Annotated in this window: 14 protein-coding genes and 2 rRNA genes; all 16 read right to left on the minus strand. The window is 27.3% G+C overall.

Features of this window, described 5'->3' with window-relative positions; translation table 11 throughout:
* Positions 1 to 63 (minus strand): 16S ribosomal RNA (locus KGF42_RS14025); the annotation flags it as partial.
* A 402-nt stretch (positions 64 to 465) separates the two neighbouring features.
* Entirely contained in the window at positions 466 to 1131 is a 666-nt protein-coding gene (locus KGF42_RS14030; RefSeq protein ID WP_227822654.1) for an ABC transporter ATP-binding protein, read from the minus strand.
* A 12-nt stretch (positions 1132 to 1143) separates the two neighbouring features.
* A complete protein-coding gene (locus KGF42_RS14035; protein ID WP_227822653.1) occupies positions 1144 to 3591 on the minus strand; it encodes an FtsX-like permease family protein in 2448 nt (815 codons plus the stop codon).
* 236 nt (positions 3592 to 3827) lie between these two features.
* Positions 3828 to 4541, minus strand: coding sequence for a LytR/AlgR family response regulator transcription factor (locus KGF42_RS14040; RefSeq protein ID WP_227826544.1), 714 nt, complete (start codon positions 4539 to 4541; stop codon positions 3828 to 3830).
* Positions 4519 to 5937, minus strand: a complete 1419-nt coding sequence (locus KGF42_RS14045) for a sensor histidine kinase (protein ID WP_227822651.1) — start codon at positions 5935 to 5937, stop codon at positions 4519 to 4521. Before KGF42_RS14045 ends, KGF42_RS14040 begins: the two co-directional genes overlap by 23 nt.
* Positions 5938 to 6092: 155 nt before the next feature.
* Positions 6093 to 6211, minus strand: a 5S ribosomal RNA gene (rrf, locus tag KGF42_RS14050).
* A gap of 165 nt (positions 6212 to 6376) precedes the next feature.
* Positions 6377 to 7150, minus strand: coding sequence for a SigB/SigF/SigG family RNA polymerase sigma factor (locus KGF42_RS14055; RefSeq protein ID WP_054272126.1), 774 nt, complete (start codon positions 7148 to 7150; stop codon positions 6377 to 6379).
* Entirely contained in the window at positions 7150 to 7557 is a 408-nt protein-coding gene (locus KGF42_RS14060) for an ATP-binding protein (protein ID WP_285891581.1), read from the minus strand. The genes KGF42_RS14055 and KGF42_RS14060 overlap by 1 nt, the downstream gene beginning before the upstream one ends.
* 3 nt (positions 7558 to 7560) lie before the next feature.
* Positions 7561 to 7878: an STAS domain-containing protein gene (locus KGF42_RS14065; protein WP_227826545.1), complete on the minus strand. Its 318-nt coding sequence runs from the start codon at positions 7876 to 7878 to the stop codon at positions 7561 to 7563.
* Between the two features lie 11 nt (positions 7879 to 7889).
* Positions 7890 to 8150: a hypothetical protein gene (locus KGF42_RS14070; protein WP_054272124.1), complete on the minus strand. Its 261-nt coding sequence runs from the start codon at positions 8148 to 8150 to the stop codon at positions 7890 to 7892.
* Positions 8150 to 8446: a YtxH domain-containing protein gene (locus KGF42_RS14075; protein ID WP_054272123.1), complete on the minus strand. Its 297-nt coding sequence runs from the start codon at positions 8444 to 8446 to the stop codon at positions 8150 to 8152. Before KGF42_RS14075 ends, KGF42_RS14070 begins: the two co-directional genes overlap by 1 nt.
* A 68-nt stretch (positions 8447 to 8514) precedes the next feature.
* Positions 8515 to 10941: a DNA gyrase subunit A gene (gene gyrA, locus KGF42_RS14080; protein WP_227822650.1), complete on the minus strand. Its 2427-nt coding sequence runs from the start codon at positions 10939 to 10941 to the stop codon at positions 8515 to 8517.
* Between the two features lie 19 nt (positions 10942 to 10960).
* Positions 10961 to 12862: a DNA topoisomerase (ATP-hydrolyzing) subunit B gene (gene gyrB, locus KGF42_RS14085; RefSeq protein WP_054272121.1), complete on the minus strand. Its 1902-nt coding sequence runs from the start codon at positions 12860 to 12862 to the stop codon at positions 10961 to 10963.
* Positions 12863 to 13978, minus strand: coding sequence for a DNA replication/repair protein RecF (recF, locus tag KGF42_RS14090; RefSeq protein WP_054272120.1), 1116 nt, complete (start codon positions 13976 to 13978; stop codon positions 12863 to 12865).
* Positions 13979 to 13994: 16 nt separating this feature from the next.
* Positions 13995 to 14201, minus strand: coding sequence for a S4 domain-containing protein YaaA (gene yaaA / locus KGF42_RS14095; RefSeq protein WP_003420479.1), 207 nt, complete (start codon positions 14199 to 14201; stop codon positions 13995 to 13997).
* 137 nt (positions 14202 to 14338) lie between these two features.
* A complete protein-coding gene (gene dnaN, locus KGF42_RS14100; protein ID WP_227826546.1) occupies positions 14339 to 15445 on the minus strand; it encodes a DNA polymerase III subunit beta in 1107 nt (368 codons plus the stop codon).
* Between the last annotated feature and the right edge of the window lie 161 nt (positions 15446 to 15606).

The following is a 15606-nucleotide window of genomic DNA, read 5'->3' on the forward strand; positions in this document are numbered from 1 at the left end:
AACTTGCATGTGTTAGGCACGCCGCCAGCGTTCATCCTGAGCCAGGATCAAACTCTCAAATAAAAGTTTATCAGGCTCAGATACTATTGTTATCAAAATATCTGGCTTTATGGTTTGTTTCTTGTTTTATAAATTAACCTACTGTTTAATTTTCAAAGTTCATTTTTCATTTTTCGTGCTTGCCCTTTTCTTAAGGACAAGTAATATTGTATCATCTAAAAAACATATCGTCAATAGTTTTTCTTAATTTTTTAGCATTTTTTATTTTTTCTTTATCATTTAAAATTATACACAATCATTTTCTAAGATATGCATATTATCTACAGTCTTTATTTAGCTTATATAGCTATTTACCATTCTACTATCAACAGCTTTACGATTAAGTTTGTAAAATTTATAATATTAAACTTTTATATAAAAAATAAAACTGTAATATTATTACAGTTTTATTTTTTATATATTAAATTAATCCATTATTGTTCCATCCTGTATTTTTATACAAATATCAGCTTCTCTAGCTATTATGTCATTATGAGTTATCATTATAAGTGTCTGATTATAATCATTCACACATTCTCTTAATATACTCATAACTTCTTCTGTTGACTTTGTATCTAAATTTCCTGTAGGCTCATCTGCAAATATAATTTTAGGTTTATTTATAAGCGCTCTAGCAATAGCCACTCTTTGTTGTTGACCTCCAGATAATTCATTGGGAAATTTTTTTATTTTATCCTTTATTTGTAGTCTCTCTAGTAATTTTTCTAGATATTTTTTATCTATTTTTCTATTTTCTAATAATGAAGGCATTATTATATTCTCATATACATTAACAACTGGTATTAAATTAAAATTTTGAAACACAAATCCAAAGTTATTTATCCTTATATCAGCTAGCTTTCCATCTGTCATATTGCTTATTTCTTCGTTGTTATAATAAACTTTTCCATCAGTTGGTTTATCAAGACCTGCCATACAATTTAATAATGTACTTTTTCCAGAGCCACTAGCACCTACTACAGCAATGAATTTATTTTCTTCTATATTTAAATTTATATTCTTTAAAACATGTAACTCATTTTCATTTTTACCATAAACTTTGTTTAAGTTTTCTACTTTTAATATCGTCATACTAATTCCTCCTTATTTATCCATATTAATTCCATCTGATATGCTCATTTTTTCTAGTTTTTGCTTAGACAAGTATACTGATATAATACAAACTACTATCACTAAAAAAGTAAATGTTACTATTTCATTAAAAGGCACTTTAAATTTGTCTAGATTCTTAACCCCAAATCCAGCTTCCATAATCTTATTAACCATAGATACATCTTTGTATCCTTTATATGTAGCATGAGAAGCCCCTATTATACAGCTAAGAAATGCATAAATTAGTGATTCCTTAATAAGCATACTTTTTATCTTTTTCATACTCATACCAATACTTCTCAAAGTAGATAGCTCCCTAGTTCTAATTAGTATTCCTGTTTTTATAGTGTAGTAAATATTTAATGAAGCTACTACACACATAAGTAATAATGAAAATAGACTTTGCATTTTAGCAATTCTTTGTAATTTTTCTTGCTCTAATTTGTATTTCCCCCTGCTTTCTAGATTATTGTAATCTTTCTTTCCAATAATTTTTTCTATTTTATGTTCTACTTCCTTTTCTTTTCCACTAGAAGCTTTCACTCCTATTACATTAACATCATTTATATTAGTCAATTTAGACAATTCTTCTATTGGCATTATTACTGTTAGCATTCTTACATTGAAATTATTTAAAATCCATTTTCTATCTAAGAAACCAGCGATTCTAACTTTTTCAACTTTATAGCTTAACTTTTCATCATTTACTGATGGTATTTTTATTTCAATCAAATCTCCAATTTTCAAATTCTTATCTATTGGTTCATTGGTTCCATCAGTATGATTATTAACCAAAACATTTATATATTCACTATTATTCTCATCACTTTTTTCCTCTATGTATTTATCTAATTTTTTCAAATCTTTCTCTGTATAACCCCTAACTTCTAAATATGATTCATCCTTATTCATAGACCCAGATAACACTAATTTTCCATCTACATAGTCTACATCGTCTATGTTTTTAATTTTTTCTATATCACTTTTACTATACATTCCTAGAGCATTTTCCACATTAAAATAATCTTTATTTAGTTTTATATCATACTCACCAATATTTTGACTTGGCATATGCATTACATCCATATCACTTTTATTGTAATTTGATAATGTAGTTATATACATAGATCCAACTAATCCCATAGATAATATACAAAGAATTGTTCTTGCCCTAAATCTAAATACATTTTTATATGCCATATCTCCAGTTATATCAAATACTTTTCTTATCCATTTATAATAAAATCTATTTCTAAATTTTCTATTACTAAAGTCATTATTTTTCATACCTTCTACAGGAGATACCTTGAATGCCTTATATAGAGTAACTATATTTGAAATAAACACAGTAATTATTGCTATTAATATTGGTATCAATATTGCTTCTTTGGTTATATAAAGACTTGGATTTTGAGGATACATTTTAGATATATAATAATATACATAAGCTCCTCCAATAAAAAAACCAGATAATACACCAATGATTACCAGCATTAAGCTCTGTATAAAAATCATAGAACATACTTGATGCCTTTTTACACCTATAGCTCTCAACATACCTATTGATTTTTTCATATCAAATAAAGTCATCATAAAAATATTACATATTAAAAGTGCTGATACACCTATAGGAAATATCATTTTTCTTATTTCATAGCTTATTGCCACTTCATCAACACCAATAGAATTTAATCCTACAATTAAACCTACATTTATAGTAAAGTTATCCTCTGTAAGACCGTATTTATTCAGCCTTTTATACAGATTCTCATTTGTACTCTTTTCATTTTCTACATTTAAAAGGCCATCATTAGTAATAAGGTTTTCTGGTATTAAATTTGTATATCCACCTGTAAAAGCTCTAAGTGCATATTCATACTCCTGATAATATTCTTTATGTCTACTGACTATTCCAACCAATTTAAATTTATGATTTTTATTGTATATATCTTGCTTTCCATCAGTATTTTTATATTTTTTAACTATGTTAAAGTCTATTTCCTTACCTAATTTATTTTCTAAATTCATTTCCTCTATAGCTCTATTATCTAAAACTATCTCATTTTCATTTTTTGGTGCTCTCCCTTTGATAAGTTCATATTTGCTTTCTTCTAAATAATATGAACTATATGTATTAAGAATACTCTTAACACCATTTTTATAAACAATACTACCTAAATTGATTATATTATATGTATCATCACTAGTATTGTCATTCAATATTTTTTGTAGTGCTTGATTATCAATTTTATCGTACTCATAGTCATAAGTTCCATATATTTTATGCAATTTTTCAGTTCCTAATTTTATATCTGTTTGTTTTTGAACAATAATAGAAAATGATATCAATGTAGCCAATCCTATTGCTATTATTATAGAGAAACTTCTCCCTTTTTGCTTTTTCAGATAAGAAAAAGCTAACGTAAAAATACCTTTCATAATTACCTCCTTTTTGACTAATATATAGTTATTTAGTGCTAATTAGTTTACTTGAACTAATATATCTACCTAATACTAACAACTTATTTTACCTTTTAATAAACAAAGATATAATTTTTATGTAAAAAAATAGATGCTATCCTCCTTTTGACTAAAGGATAGCATCTATTTTTTTTATGTACAATGCACTATGCACAACTGTACATTTTAATGTTACAACTGTCATGTTTTAGTTTTTATAATACTGATGAAAGGCTTTCAAGGTATACCTCTTTAAACTCTTTAAATCTATATCTACTTATAGGAATTTCTTCTTTATTCTCCATAATAGCTACATATTGTTTTACATTTCCTACATAGTCCAAATTGACCAGATAACTTTTGTGACATCTATGGAAATTTTTTTGGTTTATTTTGCTCTGTATACTATCCATAGTCATATTAATAGAGTACTCGGATATTTTTGTATGTATAGTTATTTCTCTTTTTAAAACTTCGATATAATAAATATCTGCTGTGTTTATCTTAAATATTTCGGTTTTAGAACTCAAAATTAACTCTTTACCCTTGTTTCTCTCTATTTCATTAAAACAAGAGATCAAATGCCTCTCTAGGTCACCTAATTTTATAGGCTTTAGCAAATACCTATAAGCCCTTACTTCATATCCTTCTTGTACATAGTCTATTAAAGATGTTGTGAATATAATTTCTACATTTTTATCATACATACTTCTTATTTTTCTAGCCAAAGTCATTCCATCAATCTTTTCTAATTGTATATCTAATAAAAATATATCTACATTCTTTGGATAATCTTTTATTAAACTTTCTCCATTTTTGTAAATCAAAAGATCATATTCTTCATTTCTACCTTCAAAAATTTTTTCGATATACCCTTTTATCAACTTTTGTTGGCTTAATTCATCTTCACATAATACTATTTTTTTCATAGTTCAAATTCACTTCACTTTCTATTGGAATATAAATATCTAGTTCAAATTCATTACCAAAATCCTTGAATCTAAACTCTCCATTGTACTTATTCAATGAATGTTCAACGCTTTTTAAACCTATTCCATGAAGATATTTATCTTTTTTACTACTTATAATATTATTATCATCTGTTTTTATATCATTTATTTTTGAGTTCACACTCTTTAATACAAAATAATTTTTAACTATAGTTCCTCTTATATATATTTTTCTTTCATTATCTTTTATCTTTAAACATGCTTCCATTGCATTATCTAATATATTAGAAAAAATACTACACACATCAATCATTTGCATGAAGTTACATTTTTCAAAATTTATATCTGCAAAAAAATCTATATTATTATCTATACAAATATCATTTTTTTCTTTAAGTATAATATCTAATATATCATTCTTAGTGTTATATATATACTCTATCTTCTCTATTTCTTCTTGAAGTTCCATGCTATATATCCTAGCATTTTCGTTTGCATCAATATTATTGATGCAAACCAAATGATTTTTTAAATCGTGATAAAGTTGTTTGGTTCTATCTTGATTTTCTTTTATTCTTTCATAGTAATTGTATTGAACTTTTATTTTTTCTTCTATCACTACTTTTTCCTTTTCTAAAATTATAGATTCTTTTATCTTCTTAATTGTAAATATTAAAAGTATAACAACCACAACCAATGATGGAATTATATTTTGATATAAAAAACCATCTATCATACTCCATATTTCTTTATATGCTAAATTTTTAAATTTAACTTTATATACCCAAATACACTTATCTATAAAATTGTATATATACAAAAATGTTACTAAAAATATAACAGTTAATATACTTATTATGTATTTTTTCTCTTTAAAACTGTTGCTATATTTTTTTAATATTAAATTTAATACAAATAAAATTATAAAAACTAGTACTTTATGTAAAATTGCAACTAATACACGTGGATAGTTAGCACCACCAATACCAATAAATATACAAAAAAATGTAATTCCCCAATAAATTATATTGCTAGTAATAAAAAATACATTTTTACAAACTATAAAAAACATAAATGCTTGCCACAACTTCATTTCATAATTTCTTTTACAAAAATACATAATTATACAAGTAAATACAATTTGTAATAAATTCAATTCCATCGGCCACAAACCTAATATAACTATTCCATTCAAATCAAAATAATCATTCAGATAAACTAAAACCACAACTAATATTGTAAGTTTCCAAAGAGAGCTTTTTACTTCTTTATCTTCTCTTTTTTTATTTTTGTAAATATCAAGTAAATTTTTAAATACTAAAATTTCAAATACACTTAATAATGTACGTGAGATTTCCAATACAAATGATTCCATAAATTCCTCCCTTACAATTCTACCATAGAAAAAATATTTTTGTCTCATTTATCAATCTTAAACTATTGTTTATCTCTTATCAACAGTCTGTATTTTTCTATAAAATACAAAAAAGCACAAAACTACATAAAATAGTTCTGTGCATAAAAAAGATTATGTGGCTATGTCTTACTCTCACAGCCAGTCGCCTACCAAGTACCATCATCGCTAAAGAGCTTAACTTCTGTGTTCATAATGGGAACAGGTTTATCTTTTATTTGCTATTGTAACCACATAATCTCTTATGCTTAATATTGCTCCCCATCACATCCCAGCATTATCAAAGCGGATTTACCTACTGTTTAATTTTCAATGTTCGTACTTATTTCTTGTTCCTTTTTTCAAGGGCAAGTAACACCGTACTATCTTTAAAACAATAGTTCAATAATTTTTTTATTTTTTATAAATTTTTTTCATATTCTTTTTTTAGCTTTTCTACTACTTTTTTTTCCAATCGAGAAACAGTCATTTGAGATATATCTAGTTCTTTAGCTATACTAGATTGCGTTTTATCAAAGAAAAATCTATCTTTAAAAATTTTTACTTCTAACTCGTTTAAAGTTTCAATGAATTTATTAATAAAATCTTCATATTCTATACTTCCAAAATTGCCTTCTTCTTTTCCAATCTTATCAATAAGAGTTATATCTTTATCCTCTGAATCATCATTACTTGATGAATCTAAAGACATTGGTTGATATCCATAAGAAGCTTCCATAGCTTCTAGAACATCTTCTTCACTAACCCCTATGTAATTAGCTATATCTTTTACCCTTGGATGCTTTTTATTTTCTTGCTCTAGTTTAATCTTCGCATCACTTATTTTTTTACTTAGTTCCTGTATTCTTCTTGGTACTCTAAGTGTCCATACTTTATCTCTAAAATACTTTTTTATTTCTCCTACTATAGTTGGTGTAGCAAAACTTGAGAACTCAAATCCTTTTTCAATATCATATCTATCAATAGCATAAATTAATGCCAATGAAGCAACTTGATATATATCTTCAAAATCAACACCTTTATTTATATACTTCTTAGCTAACAATCTTGCTAAATACAGATGTCTTTCAATAAGAATATTCCTAATATCTACATTTTTATTTTTATTATATAAATTAAATAGCTCTTTTGTATCCATATTTAGGTAATGTGTAGCATTAGCTACATTTTTCATTAAATATCAACTCCTAAATATTTAGTCATTTTTATTTTTGTTCCTTGATTATGTTCTGATTCAATATCTACATCATCCATTAAAGTTTTAATTATAAATAATCCAAGACCACTCTCTTTTGGATTCTCTAAATCTGGTGTACTTATTGAGCTAACATCATATCCTTCTCCATTATCTTGAATTTCTATATTAATTGCATTATCTAAAATAGTAAACACTATATTAAACACATCATCTTTACTATGCTTTATTGCATTTGTACATGCTTCTGATACTGCTACCTTTATATCTTCTATATCATCTATCGGAAAACCCATCTTATTAGCAATTCCAGATGCTGTTAATCTTATTATACTAACATAATCTGGGTTTGTAGTAATTTCCATCTTTATAGTCTCACAAGCCAAAGTTTATCCCTCCACTTTAAATATTTTATCTAGACCTGTTATAGTAAAAATCTTTCTGACATTACTCTTAGGATTTACTATGTATATCTCTTTTTCATTTATTTTTAATTTTTTTAATACACCTATCATAGCTCCTAAACCTGTTGAATCTATATAATCTAAATCTTTAAGATTAATTTTTACATCTAATATATTCTTTTCTATCAAACTATGCAAGTGTTCCTTCAGTTTATCTGCTGTAGAAACATCAAGTTCTCCATCAAGACAAACATTCCAAAATTTATTTTGAGAATCTAAATTTGAATCTATATTCATAGACATGTAAAAACCTCCTATTTCCTCTTAATAATTTTAAATATATTTCCTATACTCAATATTTTATTAATTACATAAACTATATCATCTATTCCCTTTGATATTGATGATGCATTTTCAACAATATCTTGTATATGTCTTTCATTATAATCTACAATCTTATATGCCTTTTCAACAACCTTATTTAGACTATTTAGAGTTTTAGCTAAATAAATTGCTACTATAAGAGCAGAGCTTCCCACTAGCACTGCTCCAATCTGCCACCCCCATGCATTCATTAGTTAACATCTCCCTCATCATCAAAGCTTTTACTTATTACTATATCCTCTTCTGAAATCTTTATATCCTCTTCATTATTATCATCATCTACTAAATTTATTATTCTCTCTTTCACATCATTAAATGTTTCATGTAGAACTTCTTTTGGATTTTCTTTTACATCATTAAACTTCTCCTTTGTTTCTTTTCTCAGTTCAGAACCTTTTTTTGGTGCAAAAAACATACCAAATATAAACCCTAAAATAGCTCCTAATAATAAAAATCCACCTTTTTTACAATTTCTTTTATTACACATAACAACTACTCCTTTCAATTTTAAATTTTTATCTAATTACATTATACAAAAAGAATAGGATATTTATCCTATTCTTCTTCAATATTTATTTTAGCAATCGAAACTACATTAACTTCATCATTAGTCTTCATTAATTTAACACCACTTGTAACTCTTCCAAATAGTGATATCTCATTTACTTTTATTCTAATAAGAACTCCATCAGAATTTATAATCATTATCTCATCATCTTCATTAACCATATCTGCACCTACAATTGTACCAGTTTTTTCAGAGATATTATAAGTTTTAATTCCTTTACCAGCTCTTATTTGACTTCTATACTCCTCTATATTTGTTCTCTTTCCAAAACCATTTTTACTTACAACTAACACATCTGTACCTTTACTACAAAGGTTCATAGATACAACAAAATCTTCTTTGCTTAAAGTTATACCTTTTACACCCATTGCTGTTCTACCCATATATCTTATATCATTTTCATCAAATCTTATAGACATACCTTCTTTAGTTACTAAAAGTACTTCCTGTTTTCCATCTGTAAGTTCTACTCCAATAAGCTCATCATCATCTCTTAAGCCTATAGCAATAAGACCAGATTTGTTTATATTCTTAAACTCTTCTCTCTTAGTCTTTTTAACAATACCTTTTTTCGTTGTAAGTAATAAATATTCATTTTCATCATTACCATCAATAGGTATTAAAGTAGCAATTTTTTCATCTGCTGACAGTTGAAGTAAATTCACTATAGCAGTACCTTTAGCTTGTCTCTTACCTTCAGGTATCTCATAGGCATTTAGTTTAAATACTCTACCTTTATTTGTAAAGAACAATAGTCTACTATGAGTAGTTGTAGTTATTAAATGTCTTACAAAATCTTCTTCCCTAGTTGTAAGTGCTGAAATACCTCTTCCACCTCTTTTTTGACTCTTATAAGTATCAGATGGAAGCCTTTTTATATATCCAAAGTGAGTAAGAGTTATTGCTATTTCTTCATCACTTATAAGATCTCTCATATCTATTTCGCCTTCAGCATGTCTTATCTCTGTTCTTCTTTCATCAGAATAATTTTCTTTTATTATTGTAATTTCATCTTTTATTACATTTAAAAGCAATTTTTCATCAGCTAGAATTTCTTTTAATCTATTTATTTTTTTGATTAAATCTTCATACTCAGCATCTATCTTATCTCTTTCTAGACCTGTAAGTCGTTGAAGCCTCATATCCAATATCGCTTGAGCTTGAATTTCAGTTAAATTGAATTTTTCTATCAACCCAATTTTAGCTTCTTGACCTGTTTTTGAAGCTCTTATCAAGCTTATAACGGCATCTATATTATCTAAAGCAATTTTTAATCCTTCTAAAATATGTGCTCTTGCTTCAGCTTTATTTAACTCAAACTTAGTTCTTCTTGTAACAACATCTTCTTGATGTTTAATATAATGGTATAATATTTGTTTAAGATTTAAAACTCTTGGCTGACCATCTACAAGAGCAAGCATTATTATACTAAAAGTATCTTCCATTTGAGAATGTTTATACAAATTATTTAACACTATATTAGCATTAGCATCTCTCTTTAATTCTATAACAATTCTCATACCATTTCTATTACTTTCATCTCTTAAGTCTGATATACCTTCTATTCTCTTTTCTTTAACTAACTCAGCTATTCTTTCAACTAGTTTGGCTTTGTTTACTTGATAAGGTATCTCTGTAACTATTATCTGTTGTTTTCCTTTTGGTAGTTCTTCTATAAAAGCTCTAGACCTAACTTTAACTTTTCCTCTTCCAGTTCTGTATGCTTCTGCTATATTCTCTTTTCCCATTATGATTGCAGCTGTAGGGAAATCTGGACCTTGAACAAATTTTATTAAATCATCTACACTACATTCTGGGTTATCAATCAAATATACAGTTGCATCAATTACCTCAGCCAAATTATGTGGAGGTATTGAAGTCGCCATACCAACAGCTATACCATTAGAACCATTTACTAATAAATTAGGATATCTTGCTGGCAATACAGAAGGCTCTTTTAATGATTCATCAAAGTTTGGTTTAAAATCTACAGTTTCCTTTTCAATATCTCTCAATAACTCTAATGATAATTTACTCATCTTCGCTTCTGTATAACGCATCGCTGCTGGTGAATCTCCATCAACAGAACCAAAGTTACCATGACCATCTACTAAAAGTGCTCTAGTTGAAAAGTCTTGAGCCATCCTTACCATCGCATAATAAACAGCAGTATCTCCATGAGGATGGTACTTACCTAAAACGTCCCCAACAATACGAGCTGACTTTCTGTATGGTTTATCTGGCGTTAAATTTAATTCACTCATTGAGTATAGTATTCTTCTATGAACTGGCTTTAAACCATCTCTAACATCAGGAAGAGCACGTCCAGCTATGACACTCATCGAATAATCAATATACGATTTTTTCATTTCTTCCACTATTTCAATAGGGAGTATTTTGTTATTTTCTTCCATGTATACTAATCCCCTCTCTCTATATATCTAAGTTTCTAACAAATCTTGCATTTTCTTCTATAAATTCTTTTCTTGGAGCAACCTTATCACCCATAAGCATTGAAAATACTTCATCTGCAATTGCAGCATCTTCCACAGTAACTTGTAATAAAGTTCTTGTCTCAGGATTCATAGTTGTTTCCCATAATTGCTCTGCATTCATCTCTCCAAGACCTTTATATCTTTGAAGTTCCACACCATTTCTTCCAATTTCATCTAATAAGATATTTAACTCTTTATCTGAATAAACATAATGTTCCTTCTTTTGCTTTGTAACTTTATATAAAGGTGGCTGTGCTGCATAAACATACCCCTCATCTATAAGAGGTCTCATATATCTAAAGAAGAATGTTAATAATAAAGTTCTTATATGAGCTCCATCTACATCGGCATCGGTCATAATTATAATTTTATGGTATCTAGCCTTATCTATATCAAAATCTTCTCCAATACCACAACCATAAGCTGTTATCATATTTTTTATTTCATCTGAAGATAATATTCTATCTAGTCTTGATTTCTCAACATTAAGTATTTTACCTCTTAATGGAAGTATAGCTTGACTATTTCTATCTCTACCTTGCTTAGCTGAACCTCCCGCTGAATCCCCTTCGACTAAGAATATTTCACTTTTAGCAGGGTCTTTTTCTGCACAATCTGCCAATTTCCCAGGTAAAGATGTACTTTCTAACACACTTTTTCTTCTTGTTAATTCTCTTGCTTTTTTTGCAGCTTCTCTAGCTCTCTGTGCTCTTAAAGCTTTATCAACTATTATTCTAGCTGTTGATGGATTTTCCTCTAGGAAAGAACCTAGTTCATCAACTGTTACACTATCAACTACACCTCTCATAAAACTATTACCTAGTTTTGTTTTAGTTTGTCCTTCAAATTGAGGTTCTGGTAGTTTAACTGATACTACAGCTGTAAGACCTTCTCTTATATCTTCACCTAGTAAGTTAACATCATTTTCTTTTAAGAATTTATTTCTCTTAGCATAATCATTTACAGTTTTAGTAAGAGCTGCTTTAAATCCACTTAAATGGGTTCCTCCCTCATGTGTATTTATATTATTTGCAAAAGAATATATGTTCTCTGTATAACCATCTGTATATTGCATAGCTAATTCGACAATACAATCATCAACTTTTTTATCTATATAAACTATGTCATCATGTATTCCAGTTCTAGTTTTATTTAAATATTTAATATATTCTACTAAACCGCCTGTATAATAAAATTCTTTTCTTTTTTTCTGATCTTCTCTTTTATCTTCAAATACTATTCTTATTCCTTTATTTAGAAAAGAAAGTTCCCTAAGCCTATACTCTAATGTTTCATATTTAAATTCTATTTCATCAAATATTGTAGCATCAGGCATAAATTGAATTATTGTTCCTGTATTTTGAGATTCTCCAACTACTTCAAGCTTAGATGTTGGTAGACCTTTTTCATATGTCTGCTTATATATCTTTCCATTTAAATAAACTTCTGCTGTCATCCATTTTGACAATGCATTAACTACAGAAACACCAACCCCATGAAGACCTCCAGATACTTTATATCCTCCGCCTCCAAACTTTCCTCCTGCATGAAGATTAGTTAGTACTGTTTCTAAAGTTGATTTACCAGTCTTAGGATGTATTTCAACTGGTATACCTCTTCCATTATCTTTTACTAAAACACTGCCATCTTCATTAATAGATACATATATGTCTGAACAATATCCTTGTAAAGCCTCATCTATACTATTATCTACAACTTCATAAACTAAGTGATGTAGACCCCTAGGACTTGTACTACCAATATACATACCGGGTCTTTTTCTAACGGCTTCTAATCCCTCTAATACTTGTATCTGACTTGCACCGTATTCTTGTTTCATTTAATTTCCTCCATTCTCTATGCTAATAACATCGCCATTTTCAATATTAAATATTGTAACATTTTTTTCATCAAATATTTTTTTATGTGAAATCTCAGCACTTGTTATAAACATTTGAACATTGCTTAAATTGTTTACTAAAAGTTTTTGTCTTGCTTCATCTAGCTCACTAAAAACATCATCTAAAATTAATATGGGATATTCTTCAACTTCATTTTTTATTAATTCTATTTCTGATAACTTTAACGATATTGAAGCAGTTCTTTGTTGACCTTGTGAACCAAAAAGTCTTGCATCTAAATCATTTATGAATATATTTAAGTCATCTTTGTGTATACCATATCTAGTAGTTCTAGATTCTATATCATTAGGTCTATTTGATGACAATTTGGCTAAAAATTTATTATATACTGTTTCTATAGTGTCTTCATCAGTTATATTTATTTGATTTTTATATCTAATTGATAGTCTTTCAACTCCATTAGTCAAATTCATATGCATATTCTCAGATATATTAGCTATCTTTTTTATAAAGTCTCTACGCAAAATATAAATATAACTCCCATACTTTGCCAATGTTTCATCATATACATCTAATAAAGCTTCATCAACATGTATACTTTTAAGCACCCTACTCCTTTGAGAAAGTGTTTTGTTATAATTGGTAAGATATTTATAATATTTAGGTATAATCTGACTAATCTCTTTGTCTATAAATGTCCTTCTTTCTTTAGGACCCTCTTTAACCAATCTCAAATCCTCAGGAGAAAATATAACCACATTTAAGTTGCCAAGTAGCTCCTGTATCTTTTGTAAAGGGACTTTATTTATTCGTATCCCCTTTTTATCTTTTCCAATAATTAGCTCTATTAGACTATATTTATTATATTTTGAAAAACTTCCTCCAATATATAAGTTTTCACTATTAAATCTAACCATTTCTCTATCTTTGTTGGTTCTAAATGATTTTCCAAAAGAAAGCATATAAATAGATTCTACTATATTTGTCTTTCCTTGACCATTTTTCCCAACAAGTAGATTTACTTTCCCATTAAATTCCAGATGCAACTTTTTATAATTTCTAAAATTAACAAGTTGCAAACTTTTAAGTTTCACAAAAAGTTCTCCTTTTTTACAATACTTTTATTTTAGTTCCTTCTATTTCAACTATATCTCCTGATTTTATCTTTTTTCCTCTTCTTAATTCTATTTCATCATTTACTGTCACTAAACCTTCTTGAATTAAAAATTTTGCATGACCTCCTGTTGATGCAATCTCTGCTAATTTTAGAAATTGATCCAACTTTATATATTCTGATTCTATAGTTATTTCAGTCATAATAGTTCCTCCTTGCCACTATTTTAAACAAATTCCTATTGATACACTAAAAGTATATTATACCATAAATATGCTTATAAAAGGAGTTGTCTAATATTAGAAAAATTTTTCTACAAAAGACAACTCCTTCATGTCTGCTATATATTTGATGATATTCTTACTGGAAGTAGTAAGTAAATATAATTAACATCATCCGTTGGTTTAATTATACAAGGATTTACATTTGTAGTAAATTCTATAAATATTTCCTCATTATCTATATTTTTCAAACCTTCAATAAAGTATCTAGAATTAAAAGCTATATCTAGATAATCTCCATCTAAATCTATTTCAACTTCTTCATATACATTTCCTTTTTCTGTATTAGAAGTAATTGCCATTACTTTATCTCTTATAGATAATTTTATAAGATTATTTTTTTCTGATTGAGATAATAAAGATGCTCTTTCTATGCTATTTAAAAGTTCTTTAGTGTTTAACTTAACTCTACTATTATGTTCTCTTGGTAATAATTTTTTATAATCAATAAAATCTCCCTCAAGTAATCTTGTAATAATTTTTGTATCATTAATTATAAAAATAGCATTTTTTTCGTTAAATCCAACCTTAACATTATCTTCTCCAGAAAGCAAACTATTGACATCTATAAGTGTCTTTCCAGGAATTATGACTTTTATATTTTCAGTTAAACTGTCAACTGAACAGCTTTTCACAGCTAATCTATATCCATCAATTGCTACTAAATTTAAGTTTCTATCTACAATTTCTAAAAGTTCTCCCATTAAAATAGGTTTCGTTTGATCTTGTGATATAGCAAATACAGTTTGTTTAATCATATTTTTTAGGATTTCTTGAGGTATGCTGTATAAATCTTCTTCGTTTAATTCTGGTAATTTAGGAAATTCTTTTGCTGCATATCCTTTAATTTTAAATCTTGAATTTACACAATTTATGTAAATATTATTTTCTGAATCAGTTTCTATTTCAACAAAAGAATCTGGTAATTTTCTAATTATATCTCCAAATAATCTTGCATCTACAACAATATTGCCTTTTTCTATAATTTCTGCTTGTACATAAGTTTCTATTCCTATTTCAGCATCATATCCAGTAAGTTTTAATTGACCCTCTTCTGTAGATATAAGTATACCTTTTAAGAGCTCTATCGTTGTTTTTCCATTAATAGCTTTTTGAGCAATCCCGATTCTATTTGCTAGGATTTTTTGATTACAAATTATTTTCAATGTGGATAACCTCCTCTGGCTTTTTATATAAAAAAATAAGTTAAAATCATAGTAGTAATAGTAGTAGGTGTTGTTGATAATGTTAATAAGTATGTGTAACATTATAAATACAAAGATATTAACATGTGTATAAGATGTTAATATCTTTGTTATTTTAGACT

The organism is Clostridioides sp. ZZV15-6383 (assembly GCF_020657735.1).
GTDB lineage: Bacteria > Bacillota > Clostridia > Peptostreptococcales > Peptostreptococcaceae > Clostridioides > Clostridioides difficile_D.

What these genes read in the sequence shown, in the direction of transcription:
- KGF42_RS14030 (WP_227822654.1), bottom strand. Translation starts at nt 1,131, where the DNA reads ATGACGATATTAAAAGTAGAAAACTTAAACAAAGTTTATGGTAAAAAT.
- KGF42_RS14035 (WP_227822653.1), bottom strand. Translation starts at nt 3,591, where the DNA reads ATGAAAGGTATTTTTACGTTAGCTTTTTCTTATCTGAAAAAGCAAAAA.
- KGF42_RS14040 (WP_227826544.1), bottom strand. Translation starts at nt 4,541, where the DNA reads ATGAAAAAAATAGTATTATGTGAAGATGAATTAAGCCAACAAAAGTTG.
- KGF42_RS14045 (WP_227822651.1), bottom strand. Translation starts at nt 5,937, where the DNA reads ATGGAATCATTTGTATTGGAAATCTCACGTACATTATTAAGTGTATTT.
- KGF42_RS14055 (WP_054272126.1), bottom strand. Translation starts at nt 7,150, where the DNA reads ATGAAAAATGTAGCTAATGCTACACATTACCTAAATATGGATACAAAA.
- KGF42_RS14065 (WP_227826545.1), bottom strand. Translation starts at nt 7,878, where the DNA reads ATGTCTATGAATATAGATTCAAATTTAGATTCTCAAAATAAATTTTGG.
- KGF42_RS14070 (WP_054272124.1), bottom strand. Translation starts at nt 8,150, where the DNA reads ATGAATGCATGGGGGTGGCAGATTGGAGCAGTGCTAGTGGGAAGCTCT.
- KGF42_RS14075 (WP_054272123.1), bottom strand. Translation starts at nt 8,446, where the DNA reads ATGTGTAATAAAAGAAATTGTAAAAAAGGTGGATTTTTATTATTAGGA.
- gyrA (WP_227822650.1), bottom strand. Translation starts at nt 10,941, where the DNA reads ATGGAAGAAAATAACAAAATACTCCCTATTGAAATAGTGGAAGAAATG.
- gyrB (WP_054272121.1), bottom strand. Translation starts at nt 12,862, where the DNA reads ATGAAACAAGAATACGGTGCAAGTCAGATACAAGTATTAGAGGGATTA.
- yaaA (WP_003420479.1), bottom strand. Translation starts at nt 14,201, where the DNA reads ATGACTGAAATAACTATAGAATCAGAATATATAAAGTTGGATCAATTT.